Origin of the sequence: Salegentibacter sp. (assembly GCF_036568425.1) — a bacterium.
Taxonomy (GTDB): Bacteria; Bacteroidota; Bacteroidia; order Flavobacteriales; family Flavobacteriaceae; genus Salegentibacter.
The window spans coordinates 21398-42998 of sequence record NZ_DATCSO010000065.1; the positions used below are offsets into that span (position 1 = coordinate 21398).

Annotated in this window: 22 protein-coding genes; 8 read left to right on the forward strand and 14 right to left on the reverse strand. The window is 38.7% G+C overall.

Annotated elements, in window-relative coordinates; translation table 11 throughout:
• The 4 genes from VIM94_RS06115 to VIM94_RS06130 form a co-directional block, all read right to left on the reverse strand.
• Complete coding sequence (locus tag VIM94_RS06115; RefSeq protein WP_332038402.1) at positions 1–1293, reverse strand: ABC transporter permease; 1293 nt, start codon at positions 1291–1293, stop codon at positions 1–3.
• Entirely contained in the window at positions 1286–2215 is a 930-nt protein-coding gene (locus VIM94_RS06120; RefSeq protein WP_332038403.1) for an ATP-binding cassette domain-containing protein, read from the reverse strand. Before VIM94_RS06120 ends, VIM94_RS06115 begins: the two co-directional genes overlap by 8 nt.
• Before the next feature lie 210 nt (positions 2216–2425).
• A complete protein-coding gene (gene dnaJ / locus VIM94_RS06125) occupies positions 2426–3547 on the reverse strand; it encodes a molecular chaperone DnaJ (RefSeq protein WP_332038404.1) in 1122 nt (373 codons plus the stop codon).
• Positions 3548–3577: 30 nt separating this feature from the next.
• The gene (locus VIM94_RS06130) at positions 3578–4165 is read right to left on the reverse strand and encodes a nucleotide exchange factor GrpE (RefSeq protein ID WP_332038405.1); all 588 of its coding nucleotides are present in this window, start codon (positions 4163–4165) and stop codon (positions 3578–3580) included.
• 150 nt (positions 4166–4315) lie between these two features.
• Here VIM94_RS06130 and VIM94_RS06135 point away from each other — a divergent pair, with 150 nt between their 5' ends.
• Entirely contained in the window at positions 4316–4984 is a 669-nt protein-coding gene (locus VIM94_RS06135; RefSeq protein WP_332038406.1) for a YceI family protein, read from the forward strand.
• 47 nt (positions 4985–5031) lie between these two features.
• Here the strand turns inward: VIM94_RS06135 and VIM94_RS06140 are convergent, their stop codons facing one another.
• The 3 genes from VIM94_RS06140 to VIM94_RS06150 form a co-directional block, all read right to left on the reverse strand.
• The gene (locus tag VIM94_RS06140; protein ID WP_332038407.1) at positions 5032–5937 is read right to left on the reverse strand and encodes a TIGR01777 family oxidoreductase; all 906 of its coding nucleotides are present in this window, start codon (positions 5935–5937) and stop codon (positions 5032–5034) included.
• Between the two features lie 71 nt (positions 5938–6008).
• Entirely contained in the window at positions 6009–6683 is a 675-nt protein-coding gene (gene mnmD / locus VIM94_RS06145; RefSeq protein ID WP_332038408.1) for a tRNA (5-methylaminomethyl-2-thiouridine)(34)-methyltransferase MnmD, read from the reverse strand.
• Between the two features lies 1 nt (position 6684).
• Positions 6685–7134: a DUF4920 domain-containing protein gene (locus VIM94_RS06150; protein ID WP_332038409.1), complete on the reverse strand. Its 450-nt coding sequence runs from the start codon at positions 7132–7134 to the stop codon at positions 6685–6687.
• A 133-nt stretch (positions 7135–7267) separates the two neighbouring features.
• On the opposite strand from VIM94_RS06150, the gene VIM94_RS06155 reads away from it, so the two are divergent.
• Positions 7268–8335 (forward strand): branched-chain amino acid aminotransferase, encoded by a 1068-nt coding sequence (locus VIM94_RS06155; protein ID WP_332038410.1) that lies wholly within the window; start codon positions 7268–7270, stop codon positions 8333–8335.
• A 6-nt stretch (positions 8336–8341) separates the two neighbouring features.
• Here VIM94_RS06155 and VIM94_RS06160 read toward each other — a convergent pair whose 3' ends face one another.
• Positions 8342–9352 (reverse strand): Gmad2 immunoglobulin-like domain-containing protein, encoded by a 1011-nt coding sequence (locus tag VIM94_RS06160; RefSeq protein WP_332038411.1) that lies wholly within the window; start codon positions 9350–9352, stop codon positions 8342–8344.
• A 408-nt stretch (positions 9353–9760) separates the two neighbouring features.
• Here VIM94_RS06160 and VIM94_RS06170 point away from each other — a divergent pair, with 408 nt between their 5' ends.
• The 4 genes from VIM94_RS06170 (at position 9761) to VIM94_RS06185 (ending at position 13003) form a co-directional block, all read left to right on the forward strand.
• Positions 9761–10792 carry an SRPBCC family protein gene (locus VIM94_RS06170; RefSeq protein ID WP_332038413.1) on the forward strand — a complete coding sequence of 344 codons (1032 nt, stop codon included), beginning with the start codon at positions 9761–9763 and terminating at the stop codon, positions 10790–10792.
• A gap of 5 nt (positions 10793–10797) precedes the next feature.
• Positions 10798–11172, forward strand: coding sequence for a fluoride efflux transporter CrcB (gene crcB, locus VIM94_RS06175; protein WP_332038414.1), 375 nt, complete (start codon positions 10798–10800; stop codon positions 11170–11172).
• 258 nt (positions 11173–11430) lie between these two features.
• Positions 11431–11769 (forward strand): P-II family nitrogen regulator, encoded by a 339-nt coding sequence (locus VIM94_RS06180; protein ID WP_332038415.1) that lies wholly within the window; start codon positions 11431–11433, stop codon positions 11767–11769.
• Between the two features lies 1 nt (position 11770).
• On the forward strand, positions 11771–13003 hold the full coding sequence (locus VIM94_RS06185; protein WP_332038416.1) for an ammonium transporter: 1233 nt from the start codon (positions 11771–11773) through the stop codon (positions 13001–13003).
• Positions 13004–13022: 19 nt separating this feature from the next.
• Here the strand turns inward: VIM94_RS06185 and VIM94_RS13150 are convergent, their stop codons facing one another.
• The 4 genes from VIM94_RS13150 to VIM94_RS06200 all read right to left on the reverse strand — a co-directional run bounded on the left by VIM94_RS13150 (position 13023) and on the right by VIM94_RS06200 (position 15782).
• Positions 13023–13157 carry a DUF1684 domain-containing protein gene (locus VIM94_RS13150; protein ID WP_414707159.1) on the reverse strand — a complete coding sequence of 45 codons (135 nt, stop codon included), beginning with the start codon at positions 13155–13157 and terminating at the stop codon, positions 13023–13025.
• 267 nt (positions 13158–13424) lie between these two features.
• Positions 13425–14846 carry a hypothetical protein gene (locus tag VIM94_RS06190; protein WP_332038417.1) on the reverse strand — a complete coding sequence of 474 codons (1422 nt, stop codon included), beginning with the start codon at positions 14844–14846 and terminating at the stop codon, positions 13425–13427.
• Positions 14847–14957: 111 nt separating this feature from the next.
• Positions 14958–15155, reverse strand: coding sequence for a DUF1328 domain-containing protein (locus VIM94_RS06195; RefSeq protein WP_332038418.1), 198 nt, complete (start codon positions 15153–15155; stop codon positions 14958–14960).
• Between the two features lie 180 nt (positions 15156–15335).
• Positions 15336–15782, reverse strand: coding sequence for an Lrp/AsnC family transcriptional regulator (locus VIM94_RS06200; protein ID WP_332038419.1), 447 nt, complete (start codon positions 15780–15782; stop codon positions 15336–15338).
• 116 nt (positions 15783–15898) lie between these two features.
• Here VIM94_RS06200 and VIM94_RS06205 point away from each other — a divergent pair, with 116 nt between their 5' ends.
• Positions 15899–16300, forward strand: a complete 402-nt coding sequence (locus VIM94_RS06205) for a hypothetical protein (RefSeq protein ID WP_332038420.1) — start codon at positions 15899–15901, stop codon at positions 16298–16300.
• A 3-nt stretch (positions 16301–16303) separates the two neighbouring features.
• On the opposite strand, the gene VIM94_RS06210 is transcribed toward VIM94_RS06205, so the two are convergent.
• Positions 16304–16918, reverse strand: coding sequence for a MarC family protein (locus VIM94_RS06210; RefSeq protein WP_332038421.1), 615 nt, complete (start codon positions 16916–16918; stop codon positions 16304–16306).
• A gap of 250 nt (positions 16919–17168) precedes the next feature.
• Positions 17169–20624: a methylmalonyl-CoA mutase family protein gene (locus VIM94_RS06215; RefSeq protein ID WP_332038422.1), complete on the reverse strand. Its 3456-nt coding sequence runs from the start codon at positions 20622–20624 to the stop codon at positions 17169–17171.
• 174 nt (positions 20625–20798) lie between these two features.
• Between VIM94_RS06215 and VIM94_RS06220 the strand changes: the two genes are divergently transcribed.
• Positions 20799–21494: a DUF4197 domain-containing protein gene (locus VIM94_RS06220; RefSeq protein ID WP_332038423.1), complete on the forward strand. Its 696-nt coding sequence runs from the start codon at positions 20799–20801 to the stop codon at positions 21492–21494.
• Positions 21495–21601: the final 107 nt, after the last annotated feature.

A 21601-nucleotide genomic window follows, 5' to 3' on the forward strand; every position in this document is an offset into this window, starting at 1 on the left:
TTAATATTTAAGCCATTTGAATAATTCTTTATAGGTAGCCTTTTTACCATACATCAATATTCCAACCCTGTAAATTTTTGAAGCAAGCCACACTACGCCTAAATTAGTAATTAAAAGCAAGATTAAAGAAAATAACAGCTCATACCACGGTACTCCAAAAGGAATACGCATTAACATAACAATTGGGGAGGTGAAGGGAATCATGGAAAAAACGGTTGAAATAGTACCGTGGGGATTTTCAATCACTGCAAAAAATCCAACGTAAATCCCCAGCATTAACGGGAGAATTACAGGAAACATAAATTGTTGAGTATCGGTTTCGCTGTCTACCGCAGCACCAATTGCTGCATAGATGGAACTATATAGAAAATATCCCCCCAGAAAATAGATCACAAAAAATACAAACAAGCTTAGCAATGGTAAATTATATATATCAGCAAGAAAAAGGCTAAGATCAGATTGGCCCATTTGCCCCATCATTTCCATCTGTTCCTTTTGAGCGGATAAAACATCAATTCCCAGGGTGAAGCTAGCTAACCACAATAATACTGCTCCCAGTATTACCCAGATACTGAATTGGGTTAATCCTGCGAGAGAAGTTCCCAAAACTTTACCTAACATAAGATGTATGGGTTTTACCGAAGATACTATTATTTCGATAATGCGATTGGTTTTCTCCTCAATCACACTGCGCATCACCATATTTCCATAAATGATAATGAACATCATTAACAAATAACCGGCAATACCTCCAAAGATCATCTTAATATAGACGGACATCTTGGAAGTTCGCTGTCCGGAAAAATTCTGAATTTCAACATCCACTTTTACTTCTGCCGCTTCCATAGCGCTAATGTCTATCCCCCGCTGCATCAATTCCCTCTTGGTAAGCCTTTCAGAGATGGTATTCTTCACGACCTGTACTGTACCCAACCCCGGGGGTTCTAAACCAAAAAACTGAACCTGACCTACTTCCCCATTCTCTTTTTCAGGAATATAAATCAAACCATAATATTCCTGTTCCTTAACCTTAAGCAAGGCTTCCTCGAAGGAAAGATTTGAGAAATCAAGATATTGAACCTGTTTTCCATCTTTAAAATCAGATGAAAAAATACCGGTCTCATCATAAAGCCCGATTATTTGCTGCTCGCTGCTATTCAACATACTTAAATATCCTACCAGCATAAACATCCCAACCAAAATCAACGGACTTAAAAATGTCATGATGATAAAGGTTTTATTCCTTACTCTTGCAAGGTACTCGCGCCTTATGATTAATTTCAAATTACGCATCCCGGGTAACAGTTTGGATGAAAATATCGTTTACTGAAGGAATTACCTCTACAAAATGATTTATCTGTGCACGATTTATAAGAAATTCCAATAAATCATTTGCCGATTCATTATCCTGAAGTTGTATTTTTAATTTCAGATCGGCATGAATACTTTTAAAAGTAGCATTACTCACTATAAATTTTTGCTGAAGCTCTGCCAGTAATTCAGGTTCATTCCTGGCTTCCATTCCCACTTCAAAAGTATTTGACTTATACTCCTTTTTAATATCAGAAACGCGACCATCCAGCAGCTTATTCGATTTATGGATAAGAGCCATATAATCACAAAGTTCCTCTACACTTTCCATACGGTGGGTGGAAAAAAGTATGGTTGCTCCTTCTTCTTTTAATTGAAGAATCTCGCGCTTAATAAGCCTTGCATTAACAGGGTCAAAACCACTAAAAGGTTCATCAAAAATCAGCAATTTTGGTTGGTGAAGCACCGTAATCACAAACTGCACCTTTTGGGCCATTCCTTTAGAAAGCTCCTGAATCTTCTTATTCCACCATCCAGAAATCTCAAGTTTTTCAAACCAGTATTCCAAACGCTGTTTGGCTTCAACTTTAGAAAGTCCTTTTAATTGTGCAAGGTAAAGAGCCTGCTCCCCTACTTTCATGGATTTATAAAGCCCTCTTTCTTCCGGCAGATAACCTATATACTGAATGTCATTAGCATGTAAGGGTTTATTATCCAAAAAAATAGTGCCACGGTCTGGCATAGTGATTTGGTTAATAATTCTTAAGAGCGTGGTCTTTCCGGCACCATTTGGGCCTAAAAGACCAAAAACGCTGGCTCGGGGAACATTTATAGAAACATTATTTAGCGCAGTATAATTTCCAAAGGATTTGTAAATATTTTCTGCCACTAAGAGGTTATCCATACGTAAGGTTTCGTTATTGGTAAAGATATTGAAATGGCAGGAGAGAGGTTTTGAATTAAGAAGAATTTATAATTTACTATCCCGTGTAAAAAGCAAAACCCACCCTTAATTTCATTAAGGATGGGAAAAAAATTGCTATGAAAAAGAAAAATTATCACCAAAAGACTTAGTGATAATCAAATATATAAATAATTTCTTAAAATGGGAGTATTAAGAAAACATATCTTTAACCTTTTCAAAGAAGGATTTATCAGATTTCTCCGGATTTGGCTGGAAGTTTTCATCATTGGCCATTCGTTCAAAGAAATCCTTCTGTTCCCTGTTAATAGTTTTAGGGGTCCATACATTTACATGCACCAAAAGATCTCCTTTTCCATAGCCGTTAAGGTTACCAATACCTTTACCGCGTAATCTTAGGATTTTTCCGGATTGCACACCTTCATCTATTTTAATACGAACTTTTCCATTAACCGTTTCGATCTCTTTCGAGGTTCCCAACACGGCTTCAGAGAGACTTACATACAAATCATAATGAAGGTTGTCGCCCTCACGCTGTAAACTTGGATGCTCTTTCTCCTCTATTGCAACGAGAAGATCTCCTGGAACTCCATCTCCGGGAGCATCATTCCCTTTACCTCCAACCTTAAGCTGCATTCCTTCTTCTACCCCTGCAGGAATTTTTATGGAAACAGTTTCTTCTTGCATTTTAAGTCCCTGAGCATCGGCATCGGCAGGTTTCTGGTCTATAATCTGGCCAGAACCGCTACAGGTACCACAAGGAGATGCGGTTTGCATTCTTCCTAAAATAGTATTGGTCACCCGGGTCACTTGTCCTGTACCGTTACAGGTACTACAGGTTTTATAAGTAGTTCCGGGAGCCTGAACTTTACGTTTAACTTTAATCTTTTTCTCAGTACCGTTAGCAATTTCCTCAAGGCTAAGCGAAACGCGAATACGAAGATTACTGCCTTTGGCCCGACGTCTTCCGCCGCCAAAGCCTCCTCCGAAACCAGAGAAACCTCCACCTCCAAAACCGCCGCCAAAAATATCGCCAAACTGGCTGAAGATGTCATCCATATTCATTCCGCCGCCGCCAAAGCCGCCGCCACCTTCAAAAGCCTGGTGACCAAACCTGTCATAACGGGCACGCTTGTCTTCGTTGCTTAAAACTTCATAAGCCTCTGCCGATTTTTTAAACATTTCTTCGGCTTTAGGATCATCAGGATTTTTATCCGGATGATACTTAATAGCCATCTTACGATATGCTTTTTTTATTTCGGCAGTAGAAGCACCTTTACTAATTCCTAATATGTCGTAATAATCTTCTTTCATTTGGTGTTTTTGCGATTCAAAAAAATGCTTTTATTTCCCGGTAATTACTTTAGGATAGCGAATTATACGCTCTCCAAGTTTGTAACCACGCTCCACTACATCAACAATCTTGCCTTTAAGATCTTCTGAAGGTGCCGGAACCTGGGTGATCGCTTCATGCAGATCTGAATCAAAAGAGTCGCCTTTTTCTACATTCATAGGCTCCAGCCCTTTGTTCTTTAAGGTTTCCCTCAACTTATTGTGAATAAGTTCAACCCCTTTAAGCAGATTTTTATCTTCGGTTTTTTGAATTTCGTTTAATGCCCTGTCAAAATCGTCCAGCACAGGTAACATTGCTGACATTACTTCCTGGTTGGCAGTTTTAAACAATTCCAGCCTTTCTTTTGAAGTACGTCTCTTATAGTTTTCAAATTCAGCAAAGAGACGCAGAAACTTATCTTTTTCCTTCTGAACCTCTTCTTTTAGTTTATCGGTTTCAGAAAAGTCGTCATCGTCCTGCTTATTATCAGCATTTTCTTCAAGGTCTTCAATAGCCTCATCAATAACGTCTTCTACTTTATCTTTAACCGAATTATCTTCTACCTGATCTTTGGTTTTATCTGTTTTCTTTTTACTCATTTTTTCAGCATTTAAATACGGGCACAAACGGTCAAAAGTATTGCCAATTCTTATCAAATGTCAAAATGTCACAAATTCTTTTTAATAATGTTTTAAGAATCTCGTATAACAGAAAGCTTAAATTTGAATTCACAACTAAATCGACTAAACATGAACAAACTTTTGAGTAAAACATTTATTATTGCTTTTCTAGGTTTAGCTATTACAGGGTGTAAAAACGAAAACAATAAGGCCAAAACCGGTGATGCCCAGGATGCCAGAGAAGCCACTCTTGAAGCTGAAACTTTTAAAGTGAAAACCGACGAATCTGTTATTCACTGGAAAGGCCGAAAACCTACCGCCACTCATACAGGAACTATAAAACTCGCAGAAGGCTCCTTCAAGGCAAACGACAGTACCATTGAAAGTGGAAGGTTTGTAATTGACATGAAATCAATAGAAGTAAGCGACCTAAAAGGTAAGGATCGATCTGACCTTGAAGCCCATCTAAAAGGTACCGTTAAAGGCAAGGAAGGAGATTTTTTTAATACCGAAGAATATCCTGAAGCTACTTTCGAAATCACCGATATAACCGAAGAAAACGGGCAGACAATGCTTTCTGGTAATCTTACTATAAAAGAAGAGACCAAAAATATAAGCTTTCCGGTTAACATTACTAATCGCGGAGATCAGGTTGAAATTTCAAGTAATGAATTCAGCATTGATCGCACCAACTGGAAAGTTAATTTCGGATCAAAATCAGTTTTTGACGGTCTTGGAGATAACTTTGTTTACGATGATATAAATTTAAGGCTAAGGCTAGTTGCCGAAAAATCCTGAAATCACTAATAATATCAATAAAAAGTCACCAAAATTGGTGGCTTTTTTTATTGCATAAGATCTTCAAGGGCCTTTGCTACATTAGTATATTCAAATCTATATCCTGCTTGTTCTATTTTATTGCTACTCACCAACTGACTGGACAAAACAAGTCTTGACATCTCTCCAAGCACTGCTTTAATTGCTATTGCAGGAACATTCGGCAACCAAACCGATTTCCCCATTTTAGAAGCAACCTGATTAACCAATTCCTTGTTGGTCACAGGATTGGGAGCCACAGCATTATAAGTACCTTCAAGTTTATTTTCAAGGGTATGCACAAAAATTCCTGCTACATCATTTATATGTATCCATGATTGCCATTGTTTTCCGCTGCCTAGCGGAGAGCCCACGTTAAAATTTACAGGTTCCTTAAGCTTTTCCAACAAACCACCCTCGCGGGCCAATACAAGACCAATTCGTACCTTAGTCACTTCCATCCCCAGGTCACGAAAATTATCTGCGGCTTCTTCCCACTGGACGACCACCTTCCCTACAAAAGAATCATCTACAGCCTCATTATCTTCGGTATAAAGTTTTTCCAGAGAGCTGGGGTATATCCCAATAGCACTGGCAGAAATAAAATGAGTGATATGATGATTGTTATTCTGAAGGCTCTTATGCAACAGGGCCGCAGTATCTACCCGGCTGCTCAAGATCTTATCCTTTTGCTCTTGCGTCCAGCGCTTAGCAATATTTTCTCCAACAAGATTAATTATAGCACTAACCCCTTTAAAAGCCTCAGGGTCCATTTCACCTTTTTCGGGATTCCAGTAAAATCCTTTATAATCAGATTGGGATTCAATTTTGTCTTTGGTGGTAGTAAGGTAATTTACTTTAATACCTTTTTCATGACATATTTGGGTTACCCTTGTTCCAATAAGGCCGGTAGCTCCGGTAATTAATACACGCATTTTTCTTTACAAGGTAAGCACTTGCCACGGGCTACCCCAAGACTTTATTAGAGGTTTAACAGGTTTCCATTTCAATTTTTTGTCGCTCTTAACATTTCCCGTTTTCCTGGCGGGCCGGGAAGTCTTTCAACGATAAAACCTACACTTTGCAGAGCACGCCTAACACTTCCTTTTGCCGAATAGGTAACGAGGATTCCCTCTTTTTTTAAAGCTGCGTACATGATTTTAAAAATTTCCTCAGTCCATAGTTCAGGTTGTACCCTGGCCCCAAATGCATCAAAGTAAATAATGTCAAACTCATCTTTTGAATTGATCTTATCAAATTTCTGCTGAAGTTTCAACAAGCAGAAATTGGCACTAATTTGTAGCGGTTTTTCCCAGGGGCTATCATGCATTTTCTGTAAAGCCCAATTTTCCTTTTCTGCGGAAAGGTTTTCAGCATAATTCAAAGCAGCGATTTCTTCAGAAGTAACAGGGTAGGCTTCCACTCCTGTATATTTAAATTGCAATGGAAGCTTTTGAACTTCCAGAAAAGTGATAAAAGCGTTAAGCCCTGTTCCGAACCCTATTTCAAGTATAGAAATTTGAGGTTTAAGGTTTTGTTTTAAAAAATGATGCAACCCCATTTTGATAAAAACATGTTGGGCTTCCTGCACCGCGCCGTGCTTGGAATGATATTGTTCATCCCATTCCGGTAAATGAATAGTAACCGATCCGTCGGCGGTTTTTATAATCTTTCTTTCCAAACTATTCTTTTAATAACACTCCGTGGGCCACAAAAGACCGGGTTAAAGCAGGTTTTTTGATAAGGTCAATTTCCTCTGGCGTTTTTCCTTCATCCCTTGCGTAATGTTTTTGATCTTCCACCGAAATTTCTTCCAGATAAGCCTTACCAGCAACAATTACTTCTTTGTTTTGGATATCTTTTGGAACAAAAAAACCATAGTCTTTAAAAGTTACTCGTACTTCATCTCCGGGTAGTTCGAGTACCATCCAGCAGCCTTTCATCTTGCAAACGCTTTTCACTTTAGTCGAAAACTTAAGATCTATTGTATCTCCAATCTTCAAAAGGTCAAATTTTGTTTGGGCCCTTAGGGGCTCCATCGTCTTTTCATGAGAAATTTTCTCTCCGTAAGAAGAGTAGGAAGCAGCTACAGAATTTTGTGCAAAACTCATATTCCATAAAAATAAGGCCATAAATAAGGAGCTTACAGAAAACATTTTTTTCATTGTGGATGGGCTTAAGTGATTAGCAAAAAACTAATTTACCAAAACTTTTGATTTTTATTCTGCCATTATTTCGGTAAATTTGTTAACTAAATTTAAATCAATGAAAACCAACACTTCCTCTCTCGAAATTATAAAATCTTCCACCTCAAAACTTGACCAAACTAAGCTAGACAAGCTCGTATTCGGTGAAATATTTACCGATCACATGCTGGAGTGTGATTATGAAAATGGAAAGTGGAAGACCCCAAGAATAAAACCCTATGGTCCAATAGAACTTATGCCATCGGCCAAAGTTTTCCATTATGGGCAAGCGGTGTTCGAAGGAATGAAAGCTTTTAAAGATGAAGATGATAAAATCTGGCTTTTCAGGCCAGAGGAGAATTTTAAGCGCATAAATGTTTCTGGTGCAAGACTTGCCATTCCCGAATTTCCGAAGGATTATTTCTTCAATGGTCTTGAAGAGTTGTTAAAAATAGACAAGGAATGGATTCAGAAAGGTTTTGGGAATTCCCTGTATATCCGTCCTTTTGTGATCGCTACAGAAGAATGTGTTTCTGCGGCGCCATCTACCAAATATAAATTCATGATTATTTGCTCTCCGGCACAGGCTTATTACAGCGGAGAAGTAAGAGTGAAATTTTCTGAAACCTTTAGCCGTGCTGCCGATGGCGGGGTAGGATATGCCAAGGCAGCAGGAAACTATGCTGCGCAGTTCCATCCTACAAACCTGGCAAAAGAAGAAGGCTTCCAGCAAATAGTTTGGACAGATGCTAATACTCATGAATACCTCGAGGAAGCAGGAACCATGAATATTTTCTTCAGAGTTGGAGATAAATTGCTCACTGCTCCTACTAGTGACAGAATCCTTGATGGGGTTACCCGAAAAAGTCTTATTACTTTGGCGGAAGAATTCAATATCCCTGTTGAAGTTAGAAAAGTAAGCGTAAAAGAAATTGTTGAAGCAGCAAGAAAGGGAGAGCTAAAAGAGATGTTTGGTGCCGGTACTGCAGCCGTAATCAACCCAATTGTTGGTTTTGGTCACAAAGGTGAAAAATTTGAACTTCCAAAGTTAGAAGATTCTTACGCTGATTTCTTTAAGGATAAACTGATGAAAATCCAGTATAACCAAGCGGAAGATAAATACGGCTGGAGATACGAAGTAAAATAAGCCTTTTTAAAATTTAACGGGGATTCTAAGTGTCCGGTCCAGTTCAGGCTTTCCGGAAGCATTGTTTTTTCTAAACAGTAAAAAACCGTTTTCGGTATCCGACTTTTTAAAATCAATACTTCCTTCAAAGCTTACAAAATCTTCGGTCATCCAATCGGAATTCACAACTTCTATGTAGCTTCTACCAAGGAATTGAAAATTCCCATCCAATAGTTCCACGGGAGCTGTAGCTTCAAAAAACCAGCTCCCGCGAGCTTCCCCTTTTATCTGGAGAGGAGATGCTATCGTTTTTCCTGAAGCCGGTTTTTCAATCCTTATTAAATTGGAGATTTCCTTACGATCATAATTTTTTCGGGAAAACCAAAGACTCTTCAAAATTTGATTTATCTCTTTTTTAGATTTTGCATCAACTTCCCCCAAATATTTAATCCTATCACTACCCATGGGATCGCATTCTTCCATAGGCTTTTCTTTATTGCCGGAGGAAATACAACGGGCTGTGAAATCGCGTACTTTATACCTGATAAAAATACCGCCATATTCAGTCCAGCTTTCCAGAGGGGTCTCAAAGCGAAGGTAAAAACCCCAAACATCCCCATTATTCAGTAAATAAACCCGGGATTTTCTTTTATCAATTGTAAAGGAAATAGGTAGTGGGTTCCCGAATTCCTCAATGGATTTTTGAGCACCAGTGGGGCCGTCTACCCCATAGCCTTGAGGAAGAAACGAAATATAAGCATTTTCGAAATCCTCATGAATTCCGTAGGGAGGAGTCCCGGTATTATTCTTTCTGAATACATTTATCACGGGCGTCTGCCCGGCAAGGCTATCTTCTCTGACCTCATAATTTTCAGGAAATTTAAACACAAGCTGGAAATCTTTTGAACTATATGGTTTGGAAGATCTTTTTACCGCACTACTTTTAGTGTCTCTAGTGGTTTGTGATTCTTTTTCGGTTTTTTCTTTACAAGATAAAAAACTCAAAAAAACCACTAAAATGTAGAGAGTGTATTTCATATTTTTCTTTTAATATTTGCACAGGTTTTCGAAAGAACCATTTAATTAGATGATCCTGACTTTAATGATCAATTAGTTTCCTTTTTGTTCTGTAATAATTAGAGAAAATAAAACTATAAAAATGTAACTTTGTCACAAACTATACAGAATGTTTAGCACCGGACAATTAGTATTTGCTGCCCTCTTTATCTTAGCATTTGTTACAATAATTATCATTTCCTACCGAAAAGATACCAAACTGCACAAAAAGTATTATAAAGGCAGTATTTACGTATTAATTGGTTTTATTGCATTCATAATTCTTCTTTTTTTCCTGAAATCATGGCTCGGTCATTAATCTAACCGGAAATAGGGAAAATTGGTTTGTTAAATTCTTTATATTAGCAGTATAATCAACTACTGCCAAAAATGAAAATATTTAAATATCTTCTTTTTTTACTTCTTATTATTGTAATTGCCGGTTCAATTTATATCGCTACAAAAGATGGGGAATATCACATTCAAGAAACCCGAATAATTCCGGCTCCGGTTGAAGTGGTTTTTAATGAAGTGAATGAATATCATAACTGGCAAAATTGGGAACCCTGGTCTCAGGAGGCCGAGGATATGGTTTTTGAATATAATGAGAAAACCCGGGGTAAAGATGCCGGCTATTCCTGGAAGAGTGAAAAGATAGGAGACGGCAGGATCAAAACCCTGGATGTTAAACCTTTCTCAAGCATAGACCAACAAATTAGCTTTGACACCCAGTTTGGCACCTCTACAAGTGATATTTACTGGGAATTCAACAAAATGGAAGACAGCACAAAAGTTACCTGGGGAATGAAAGGTACCCAGAGTTTCATGGAAAAACTCGCTTTTAGTTTTCAGTCTGAGACCTTAAGCAGCATGATGCGACCAATGTTCACAAAAGGTTTAGAGAACCTGGAAAATTCGGTGCTAAAGAAAATGGAAAAGTTTACCATCAATATCGACGGAGTGATACAGCATGGTGGCGGCTACTATATGTACACCACTACAGCCAGCAAAACATCCCAGGTTAATCAACGTGTGCAAAAAATGATTGAAGATGTAAAAACCTATATGGAAAAAAATAATATAGAAATAAGCGGGAAACCTTTTACTCTTTATAATGAGAGGGATGAAAGTGCCGGCACAACAATTTTTTCAGCCGGGATATTTACTCCAAGCCAGGTAATAACGCCAAATAATAGTAGGATACTTAATGGTTATCTCCCCAAGCAAAAAGTTCTAAGAGCAAGCCTTAAAGGTGATTATAAAAACCTACAGGAAGCCTGGGATACTGCCTTCGATTATATTGAAGAAAACAGCCTGGAATTGAACGAAGAAGAAGATATCTTTGAAGTCTATATTACCGGGCCTAAAAGTAGCCCCAACCCGGCAAATTGGGTTACACAAATTCATTTTCCTATTAAATAGTTTTAATGGGTAAACAAATTATTCTTGTATTCTTAGGAGGTGGCCTTGGTAGCGCCTTGAGGTTTTTGGTTACCAAATACCTTAATAAAGCTCATGTTAGCATTCCATACGGTACCCTAACCGTCAATATTGTAGGTAGTCTGCTCCTGGGAATCATTCTTGGCTGGCTCATTAAGAACAATGCCTTAAATTCAAATATTAATCTTGCTCTTGCCGTAGGATTTTGCGGAGGCTTTACTACTTTTTCGACATTTGCCTTTGAAAATCAATCCCTTCTAAAATCGGGAGATTATCTTCATTTCCTAATTTATACCCTGGGTAGTATAATCCTGGGTGTTCTTGCAATCACTTTAGGTCTTTTATTCTCCAAATTATTATAGACCCCTAAAACAAATATGTGTAATTCGCAAAAAATACACTTTCACACAAGCAACCCCTGATTTTTTAGGGGTTTATTTTTATATTTAAATAGAAACAAGACTCAAACCCCCTTTAATAAGTTATTCTGAAGAATTATTTATTACTTTTGGATCAAATCGATAGTCGATTTGATCTTACAAGATAGTAAGAGCGTAATTCGACAGAAATGCGATTAGCAAAAGGAGAAGTACTTATGAACACGAAAAGACAAGCTTTAAATGAAAAAAATTGAAGCAATAATCCGGAAATCAAAATTCGACGAAGTAAAGAAAGCTCTTCAACAAATTGATGTGAATTTCTTTACCTACTGGGATGTCACGGGAGTTGGAAATGAAAAACACGGTAAGGTGTACCGCGGGGTTGCCTATAGCACCACCGACATTCAAAGACGTATGCTTTCTATGGTGGTTAGCAACGATTTTACTGAAGCAGCGGTAAATATTCTTTTAGAAACTGCTTATACCGGAAATGTGGGCGATGGAAAAATAATCATTTCCACTGTCGAAGAAGTTTACAGAATACGAACCAGGGAAACCGGAATAAAATCTCTTAATTAATATGGATCAGGCTGTTTTTACCACCAATAACTTATGGATGATGATTTGTATAGCCCTTGTATTTATAATGCATTTAGGCTTCTCTTTACTCGAAATCGGTCTTACCCGAGCTAAAAACACTATCAACATTCTCTTTAAAAATGTTATGATTCTAATCATCGGGATTCTTTCTTATACTCTTGTTGGTTTTAGTTTAATGTACCCGGGAGAAACTTTTTCCGGAGCGGTTTTTGGCTTTTCCAATTTTGGGTTGCTCTTACCCTCCAACGGTCTGTCTGCCGATTATGCCGATGGTGCTTATACTTTTTATACTGATTTTCTATTTCAGGCAATGTTTGCAGCAACGGCCGCTACTATTGTCTCTGGCGCAGTAGCCGAACGAATCAAACTTTCTGGTTTTTTAATCTTTTCAATATTGTATGTTGGCTTCATCTACCCCATAACCGGAATGTGGAAATGGGGCGGCGGTTTTCTGGATGAACTTGGTTTTTACGATTTTGCGGGCTCTACCCTGGTTCACTCTGTGGGAGGTTGGGCAGCCTTAGTCAGTATTACTTTATTAGGTGCCAGAATTGGAAAGTTTAAAGAAGGGAAGATAAGTGTGATTCCCGGTCATAGTATCCCACTCGCTACAGTTGGAGTCTTTTTACTTTGGTTTGGTTGGTTTGGCTTTAATGGAGGCTCTGTGCTTTCGGCCGATCCTGCCACTACCTCCCTTGTACTGGTTACCACCTGTATTGCTGCTTCGGCGGGAGGTCTTGGAGCTTTTGTGATATCTTATCTTAGGTATCGCGACAATGACCTGAGTATGATTCTTAACGGTGTCCTTGGTGGATTAGTAGGAATTACCGCTGGTGCTGACCTGATGGGCGTTATTGATGCCCTTGCTATTGGTTTCATTTCTGGAGTACTAATAGTTTTGGCTGTGGCATTTCTTGATAATTTGAGACTGGACGACCCGGTGGGTGCAATTTCAGTTCATCTGGTTTGTGGAATATGGGGTACTCTGGCCGTAGGCATATTCGGCGAATTGGCAGGCTGGTCACAATTAATAAACCAAATTACAGGGATCTTAGCCGTTGGTCTGTTTTGTGTTGCCTCTTCGTTTATAATCCTATTTGGATTAAAGAAAAGCATTGGTTTAAGAGTTACAGAAATTGAAGAAATTGAAGGACTGGATGCCCATGAACACGGCACAGCAGCTTATACCAGCCTGGGAATAAATGAAAGCTGATTAAAGCTCAAGCCCAGCATTAAGAGATATTCCCATGTGATTTTCCTTCGGAACCATGGGGGTAGTAATATGATCCACTATAAGCACAGTATGGATTATATGCTTTATTGAAATCTAAAATAATGGAATCACCCTCCGGTATCCTTAAGTCCAAATACCGTCTGCCGGAGTAGGTGGTTTCAGCATTGGAGAAGTTGTATTAGGCATAGCCAATAAAGGCGTAGTTGGTGTACTTACAAATTTGGTCTGAATAAGTAATCCCAATTTATAAAATCCTAAAACCGGTTCCTTTAAGGGAAGACTCTTTATCTATTTGCAAATTTTAATCAATCGCTTGTTGCTTTATTTGCTCGCTATAGTCCTCTCTAGGGCTGTACAAATATGATAAACCTAAGGCAGGGAAAAACCCATTGTTTCAATTTTAGGATTGCTTATAGTATTTTGATTTTCCCAGGTATTTTTTAATCAAATCGTTGTACTCTTCGCTTAGTTTCAAATCAAGAATTCCTTCTATATTATACAAAGCTTCCATATTATCATAACCGGTTTTCAATAGGTCTTCCAAATACATGAGTGCTGTTTGATGATCTCCATCGTGACCAGCAAGGGAGATGATTTTTAAATATGCTTCAGGGTCATCTTTATCGAGGACGGTTCTCAATACACTCACAAAAATTTTAATATCGATCCCGGCCTGGCTTTGCATTACATTATTAAAATGGCTTAAGGAAAGTTTTTTCAGGAAATCCTGTAATCTGCTATATACTTTTTTTTCAGCCATACCGCCTTTCTCATTCAATTCCTCAAGTTCTTCCATTTGGTATTCCCACCAACCGATATTTTCAAAATTGGCACTTAAGATATCCATTTCCATCAGGTAGCGGTATTCCTCCTGCTTTTCTGCCTCGATATTCTCTGCTTTCCTAAAATTTCTGCGTTGTTGTCTATAAGCTTTATTCCGACTTAAAGATTTCATACGCTCATTCAATTCATCGAGATTTACATCAAAGAGTGCATATTTATCTTCCATTTGTTCAAGTTTTTCAAATGCCCGGAGATAATTTCTCTGGCGTCTAAGGAACTCGGCAGATTCCAATTCTTTTTCAAATAAACTTTGCACATATACCTGAGCCTCGTCCCGAAGCCCTTTGGCTATCGCATCTAAACTAAAAGCAGATACGGCATTATTCAAGACAAAAGTATCAGGCCATTCTTTATTGTTACCATCGAAATAATTTATTTCAGCCGGATTTTTTTTCTCCTTAAAAAAATTCACGATAGCCTGCATTTTAAAAAGATTTGCATCTTCATCACCAGCTATCGCACTAAAGAAAAAAGGTTTCATCTTTTCGGTCATTTCAGGATTAACCCAGGCATCTCCAACTGCCAGTACCCCACGAATATCATCGTAGATTAGCGGAGTTGCCGAAGCGAGTTGAGCACCTTCCTGTATCCCCCCTACATACACCAATTCTGGATTCACCGGTATTGAATATAGCAAACGGGCTATAAGCCTGTTGGCTACTTGTAGATTTGTTTGTAATGAAGTTTTATTTAGAACTTCATTAGAAGCCGCAATAATATAGCCCTGGTTTTCGGCAATACTTCTAAAAAGCTGGGTTGTTAATCTTCCACGACCTAGCGGGTCAAAAATAACAAGAACAGGCCAGGTTTCACCATTCTCAAAATCCTTTGGAATATAAATTGAATAGGTTTCAGAAATACTATCCTGCACCTGAAGAGTATCAACAACTACTCCCTTGGCTATACGCGCTTCCTGCGACCATATTTGGCCAAAAGAAAGAATACCTATTAAAAAACCTAAGAATAAACCTCGTTTCATATTAATCCTTTAATATAAAGATACACATTTTGAAATTTAATTTATTTCCATAAAAAAAAGCCTTCATCTATGTAAGAGGAAAGCCTTTTTATTGGGGCAGAAATTAATTCTTTAATTATTTTTTAAGTGCTGTAATTTTAATTTTTCAGAAGGAAAGATCAATTTGGCAAGCAAAGATATTACCAGTAAATCGGCAAATATCAGAAACAACACCCTCACTACTTCAATTCCGGAAAAGCTAAGGCCGGTAAAGCCTATTAGCCCGGTCACTACCGCGAGTATTAAAAAAATTGGGCTATATTTTCTCATAATTAATTTTATTGTTTTGTTCGATACAAATCTAAACACAGATTAGTCGTATATTTATTAATAAAATTACAATTAGTCCGGATTTAACTAAAAGAATATCTCTAACTCAACAATACGTTAAGGTTCTCTGGTCAAGAGCCAATTTTTAACAAGTGTAGTGTATCCCTCTTTAAAATATTTTTAACCTAAACGTTTCTTAATAGGGGCATGCTCAATAACATTAGAAAGAATGATGTGGGTTTTTATTTCACCGTATGTGATTAATCTATCAATGAATTCGGTGAGATGAACCTGGTCATAAAGTACGACTTCCATAATGATATTCTCATTTCCTGTAATTCGATAGCAGTTCACAACTTCTCTGAATTCGATCACTTTTTCAAGGAATGGTTTTAATCTTCCCATAAATGCTCTAAGGGTAATTATAGCCTTTAGCTGATGTCCTGTTTTATGATAGGAAACTTCCGTTTTATAACCCGAAATTACTCCGGCATCTTCCATTTTTTTTACTCTTTCTGCCACCGCCGGAGAACTCAATCCTATTTCCCGGCCGATCTCAGAAAAAGACCTGCGAGCATTTCTTTGAAGCTTTTCAAGAATAGCCCAGTTTAATTCATCAAGCTGCATATTTAATTATTTTATCATTTATTCCTTAAAATCAAAGATATATTAATTAGTTAGCTTTAAAAAAAAAAGACAGAACTGTAAATTACATGGTAATTTTAAATAAAAAAATCATTACAATGGATTCGGCATTTCCCAATAATACTTATCATCTACCTGTATATAGGAAAGCTATTGAGATCTTTAAGATTTCCAGAGCCATCGCGGCTTATTTTTCTGATGATAAACACGTTATTGAAATGGATATTTCTACCAATCCCCAACATTTCCAGGCTGGTTCTCTGGTAACAGAATCCCTGCAACTGGCTCCGGGTATCGCCTCAGCTGCCTGTGCTCCTAATTCAGAATCAAGACTGCAACGCGTAAAAAATATCAGAGCAGTGGCCAAAAACCTTAAAGGTCTTTGCAAGAGACTCGAAGGTTGCGGAGTTAAAGAGGTAGAATTTTTAAACCTGCTACGAAAGGAAATCCTTCTTTTCGACAAGATGGTTTCCGACTGGTTCCAAAACAATAAGGCTTAATTCCTATCCGAGGAAAGCTAAATTTATACCTTCAATCAGCATGTTCGTACCGATTATTGCGATAATCAACCCCATAATTTTTTCAATTACAATAATCTTGTTCTGGCCTATAAAACGTACCAAATAATCGCTGGAAATAAAGGCAAGGTGATTAAGAAGCATTACAAGTCCAAAAACCACTACCAAAACTGCCATATCAAGATAACTGGCTGTGGTTGTGTAGTTCATTGCTGTTACGATGGTACCGGGACCTGCCAAAATTGGAATTGCTAATGGTGAAATAGAAATCCCTTCATTAAAATCTATTTCAGTTTGATTATCAATACTTGATTGCTGCGCCCTTATCATTTCAAAACCTACGAAAAATACTAGAAGGCCTCCGGTGATTTTAAAGGCAGGAATAGTAAGTCCGAAGAATTCAAAAATGTATTTTCCCAAAATTATAAACCCGGAAACAATTATAAAAGCGGTAAATGTGGCTTTTTTAGAAATAAATTTCTTTCGGCTCCTGTCGGCCTGTTTGGTAAGGCTCATAAAGATTGGGATATTTCCCACAGGATTATTTATCGCAAAAAACGCGGTAAAAACTCCTATGGCAAACAACCAGAAATTTTCCATAGTTTTATCCTTTAGACACTTACGAAGTTACAGGTTAATTTTAAGAAGCTGCAAAACTAAGCTGAAATTTCAGAGTGACAAACTAAAAGATTGAAATTTTAGTCTGAATTAATAAAAAGCCCTTGCAGGTTTCTGAAACCTGTAAGGGCTATATTGAAATATGAAAGATCCCAATCTCGTATCGCTCATCGGGATAAGCGATTCGCACACTTTACCCGGGCGCTTTGCGCCGGGTAAAGTGGCTCTCTGCTTACATATTTCGCCTATACTGTCCCCCAACTTCAAACATCGCCTGACTTATTTGCCCGAGGGAACAAACTTTAGTGGCATCCATAAGAACCTCAAATAAATTTTTGTTATTAATTGCGGCTTCTTTTATCTTATCTAAGGCAGCCTGGGCCGACTCTTCTTTTGCTGCATGAAGAGTCTCTAATGTTTTTATCTGATGTTGCTTTTCTTCTTCAGTAGCCCTAATTACTTCTCCCGGGGTAACTGTAGGTGATCCGGTGGAACTTAAAAATGTATTAACTCCAATAATTGGGAATTCCCCGCTGTGTTTCAAAGTTTCATAATACAAACTCTCTTCCTGGATCTTTCCACGTTGGTACATGGTTTCCATGGCACCAAGTACTCCTCCCCTTTCGGTGATACGATCAAATTCTAATAGTACTGCTTCTTCCACAAGATCAGTAAGCTCTTCTATTATGAAAGATCCCTGGATTGGGTTTTCATTCTTGGTTAAACCAAGTTCTTTATTAATGATTAGCTGAATAGCCATCGCCCTTCTTACTGAAGCTTCAGTTGGGGTAGTAATCGCTTCATCGTATGCGTTGGTATGCAGCGAATTACAATTGTCGTAGATAGCGTAAAGCGCCTGGAGGGTAGTCCTGATATCGTTAAAATCGATCTCCTGCGCATGTAGTGATCTTCCAGATGTCTGGATATGATATTTCAGCATCTGAGCTCTTGAATTCGCACCGTATTTTAGTTTTAGGGCTTTAGACCATATTTTTCTGGCTACTCTCCCAATCACCGCGTATTCCGGATCTACTCCATTAGAAAAGAAAAAGGATAAGTTAGGCCCAAATTTGTTGATATCCATTCCACGGCTTAAGTAATATTCCACGTAAGTGAATCCGTTGGCGAGAGTAAAAGCCAGCTGAGTGATTGGGTTGGCTCCGGCTTCAGCGATATGATATCCTGAAATCGAAACCGAATAAAAGTTACGCACCTTTTCCCTTATAAAATATTCCTGCACATCTCCCATCAAACGCAAGGCGAATTCCGTAGAGAAAATACAGGTATTCTGTGCTTGATCCTCCTTGAGGATATCAGCCTGCACGGTTCCACGCACTACGCTAATGGTCTTTTCTTTTATTTCTGAATAGACTTCAGCGGGAAGCACCTGGTCTCCGGTTAATCCAAGCAGCATTAAGCCAAGACCATTATTACCTTCAGGAAGTTCTCCGCGGTAAACAGGTCTGTCTATTTCCCTATCGTCGTAGAGCTTCTTAAGTTTGGCTTCAACTTTATCCTCAAGGCCGTTTTCCTTTATGTATTTCTCACATTGTTGATCGATAGCGGCATTCATAAAAAACCCGAGAAGCATTGGAGCCGGGCCGTTAATGGTCATACTCACCGAGGTTAAGGCATCGGCAAGATCAAAACCGGAATATAATTTCTTAGCGTCATCCAGGCAACAGATGGAAACCCCGGAATTTCCGATCTTTCCGTAAATATCAGGACGGTGGTCCGGATCGTTTCCATAAAGGGTAACTGAATCAAAAGCTGTAGAAAGTCGCTTTGCAGGTAGTCCCAAACTCACATAATGAAAACGCCTGTTGGTGCGCTCTGGCCCACCTTCTCCGGCAAACATTCGGGTAGGATCTTCGCCCTGACGTTTAAACGGATATAATCCCGCGGTATATGGAAACTCTCCCGGCACATTTTCTTGTAAACACCATTTCAAAATATCTCCCCAGGCCTTATATTTTGGAAGGGCTACTTTAGGTATTTGGGTATGCGCCAGAGATTCGGTATGCGTATCTATTTTTATTTCCTTATCACGCACCTTAAAGCTATAAACCGGCTCCCTGTATTTCGTAACCTTCTGTTGCCAGCCCAGGATTGTTTCCCAATGATGAGGATCTAAGTCCATCTTAACCCTGTCAAATTCGGCAAACAAAAGTTTAACCAGGTTTTTCTGAGATTCCTCTGTATTTTCAAGAATCTCATCCTGCTCAATCCCATATTTATTAAGATATTTATCCTGATTTTTATCAAGGTCCATTCCCGAAACCGATTCAATGGCTTTAAAAATTCCATAAAGCTTTTGGGCTACCTCAGCTTCCCTGGAAGCTTTGTCGTCATAAGCTCTGTTATTTTCAGCGATCTCTGAAAGATAGCGGGTTCGCTTAGGCGGAATAATGAAAATTTTCTCACTCATTTCTGCAGAAACCCCAAAGTCTGATTTAAGATCAACTTTGGTCTTTTTCACGATCTTATCCATGATCTCACGATAAAGGGTATTCATCCCGGGATCGTTAAACTGAGATGCGATGGTTCCAAAAACAGGAAGGTTATCGGGTTTCTCGTCCCAAAGCTGATGATTACGTTGGTACTGTTTTTTTACATCCCGAAGGGCATCCTGAGCTCCACGTTTATCGAATTTATTAATAGCAACCAGATCGGCAAAATCGAGCATATCAATTTTTTCCAGTTGGGTAGCCGCTCCAAATTCAGGGGTCATTACATATAGAGAAACATCGGAATGATCGAGGATCTCTGTATCGCTTTGTCCAATTCCTGAGGTTTCTAAAATTATTAAATCGTACTCTGAAGCTTTTAATACTTCTACCGCTTCAGCTACATGTTTGGAGAGTGCCAGGTTTGACTGCCGTGTAGCCAGCGAGCGCATGTAAACCCGGGAATTATTAATCGAATTCATTCTTATGCGATCTCCCAAAAGTGCTCCGCCGGTTTTTCTTTTTGAAGGATCTACCGAAACAATCCCGATATTCTTTTCAGGGAAATCCAGCAGGAACCTGCGAACCAGTTCATCAACTAGACTTGATTTTCCGGCCCCACCGGTACCGGTTATTCCAAGTACTGGAATTTCGCTATTTTCAAGTTGTTTCCTTAGAGGCTCAAAATGCTGAAGGAAAGAATCGTGTTTATTTTCAGCAAGGGAAATAAGTCTGGCAATGGTATTTACATCTTTATCTTTCAATAATTCAGAAATCGGCTTTTCAGAATTAAGATTTGAATGAGCTTCATCGGCCAACTTCACCATATCATTTATCATTCCCTGAAGCCCCATCTCCCGGCCATCATCGGGGGCATAAATCCTGGTAATACCATAATCCATCAACTCTTTGATTTCTTCAGGAAGGATCACACCGCCTCCACCACCAAAGATCTTGATATGACCCGCTTCTTTCTCCTGGAGCAGGTCGTACATATATTTAAAATACTCGATGTGACCACCTTGATAAGAGGTCATCGCTATGGCTTGTGCGTCCTCCTGAATGGCGCAGTTCACAACCTCTTCAACACTACGGTCGTGCCCAAGGTGAATTACCTCAACCCCCGTAGACTGAATGATGCGGCGCATGATATTAATTGCTGCATCATGGCCATCAAAAAGGGAGGCTGCGGTCACAATTCTTATTTTATTTTTAGGTTTATATGGGCTCTGTTGTTCCATTTGTAATGATTTCGAAATTTAGGTTACGCAATTTACGAAAATCGCAAAGAAATAAGACTTGGATTAACACTTTTCAGAATTCGAAAATGGATCGACGGAAAGCAGCTTCTGGTCTCCTTCAGGCTTTTTAAATCTTCACTGGTTTTTTTGATACCTTTGGAGTAAATCCAGATTATGAAAAAGTTTTTTATCCTGTTTAGTATTTTCAGTTTTTATTCCTGTGCGGAATTACAGCAGATAGCAAGCGAATATCCAATGGGAGTTACTAATTCTGAAATAGCCTCAGGCCTGCGACAAGCCTTGGATAACGGAATCGACAAGCAAGTCACGAAACTCACAGAAGAAAACGGATTTTACAGTAACCAGTTGGTAAGGATAGGCCTCCCGCAGGAATTGCAAAAAGTAGATGAGACGCTTAGAGATGTAGGTCTTGATGCGCTTGCCGATGAAGGTTTGAAAATACTGAACCGTGCTGCTGAAGATGCTGTAAAAGAAGCCACCCCAATCTTTGTGAATGCTGTAAGAGAAATCACTTTCTCCGATGCCCGCAATATCCTTCTTGGAAGCGATAATGCCGCAACTCTATACCTTACCAATAAGACCGAAAAACAACTATACAGCAGCTTTAATCCCGTAGTTAAACAATCTCTGGATAAAGTGGGAGCTACTGAGGTATGGCGTAATATAATTACCCGATATAACAATTTACCCCTAACCAATAAGGTTAATCCAGATCTGGTTGATTATGTCACCACAGAAGCCCTGGACGGAGTCTACACGATGATCGCCATTGAAGAAAAGGAAATCAGGGAAAACGTGTCTGCCAGAAACACCGCTCTTTTAAAGCGGGTTTTTTCCCTGCAGGATTAGCTTAAACCGGATCATTCCGGGTGTAACCTTATTTTTTTAACATTTAAAGCCTTTCTGAAAATTATTTTACAATAAGCTTAACCAAAGCTTAGTACAACTTAAGCAGG

Coding starts and splice junctions, on each gene's coding strand:
- VIM94_RS06150 (WP_332038409.1), bottom strand. CDS start 7,134: ATGGCCTTATTTTTATGGAATATGAGTTTTGCACAAAATTCTGTAGCT.
- VIM94_RS06160 (WP_332038411.1), bottom strand. CDS start 9,352: ATGAAATACACTCTCTACATTTTAGTGGTTTTTTTGAGTTTTTTATCT.
- VIM94_RS06155 (WP_332038410.1), top strand. CDS start 7,268: ATGAAAACCAACACTTCCTCTCTCGAAATTATAAAATCTTCCACCTCA.
- VIM94_RS06170 (WP_332038413.1), top strand. CDS start 9,761: ATGAAAATATTTAAATATCTTCTTTTTTTACTTCTTATTATTGTAATT.
- VIM94_RS06130 (WP_332038405.1), bottom strand. CDS start 4,165: ATGAGTAAAAAGAAAACAGATAAAACCAAAGATCAGGTAGAAGATAAT.
- VIM94_RS06215 (WP_332038422.1), bottom strand. CDS start 20,624: ATGGAACAACAGAGCCCATATAAACCTAAAAATAAAATAAGAATTGTG.
- VIM94_RS06205 (WP_332038420.1), top strand. CDS start 15,899: ATGGATTCGGCATTTCCCAATAATACTTATCATCTACCTGTATATAGG.
- VIM94_RS06120 (WP_332038403.1), bottom strand. CDS start 2,215: ATGGATAACCTCTTAGTGGCAGAAAATATTTACAAATCCTTTGGAAAT.
- VIM94_RS06195 (WP_332038418.1), bottom strand. CDS start 15,155: ATGAGAAAATATAGCCCAATTTTTTTAATACTCGCGGTAGTGACCGGG.
- VIM94_RS06180 (WP_332038415.1), top strand. CDS start 11,431: ATGAAAAAAATTGAAGCAATAATCCGGAAATCAAAATTCGACGAAGTA.
- VIM94_RS06200 (WP_332038419.1), bottom strand. CDS start 15,782: ATGCAGCTTGATGAATTAAACTGGGCTATTCTTGAAAAGCTTCAAAGA.
- VIM94_RS06185 (WP_332038416.1), top strand. CDS start 11,771: ATGGATCAGGCTGTTTTTACCACCAATAACTTATGGATGATGATTTGT.
- dnaJ (WP_332038404.1), bottom strand. CDS start 3,547: ATGAAAGAAGATTATTACGACATATTAGGAATTAGTAAAGGTGCTTCT.
- VIM94_RS06210 (WP_332038421.1), bottom strand. CDS start 16,918: ATGGAAAATTTCTGGTTGTTTGCCATAGGAGTTTTTACCGCGTTTTTT.
- VIM94_RS06220 (WP_332038423.1), top strand. CDS start 20,799: ATGAAAAAGTTTTTTATCCTGTTTAGTATTTTCAGTTTTTATTCCTGT.
- VIM94_RS06135 (WP_332038406.1), top strand. CDS start 4,316: ATGAACAAACTTTTGAGTAAAACATTTATTATTGCTTTTCTAGGTTTA.
- VIM94_RS06140 (WP_332038407.1), bottom strand. CDS start 5,937: ATGCGTGTATTAATTACCGGAGCTACCGGCCTTATTGGAACAAGGGTA.
- crcB (WP_332038414.1), top strand. CDS start 10,798: ATGGGTAAACAAATTATTCTTGTATTCTTAGGAGGTGGCCTTGGTAGC.
- VIM94_RS06190 (WP_332038417.1), bottom strand. CDS start 14,846: ATGAAACGAGGTTTATTCTTAGGTTTTTTAATAGGTATTCTTTCTTTT.
- VIM94_RS06115 (WP_332038402.1), bottom strand. CDS start 1,293: ATGCGTAATTTGAAATTAATCATAAGGCGCGAGTACCTTGCAAGAGTA.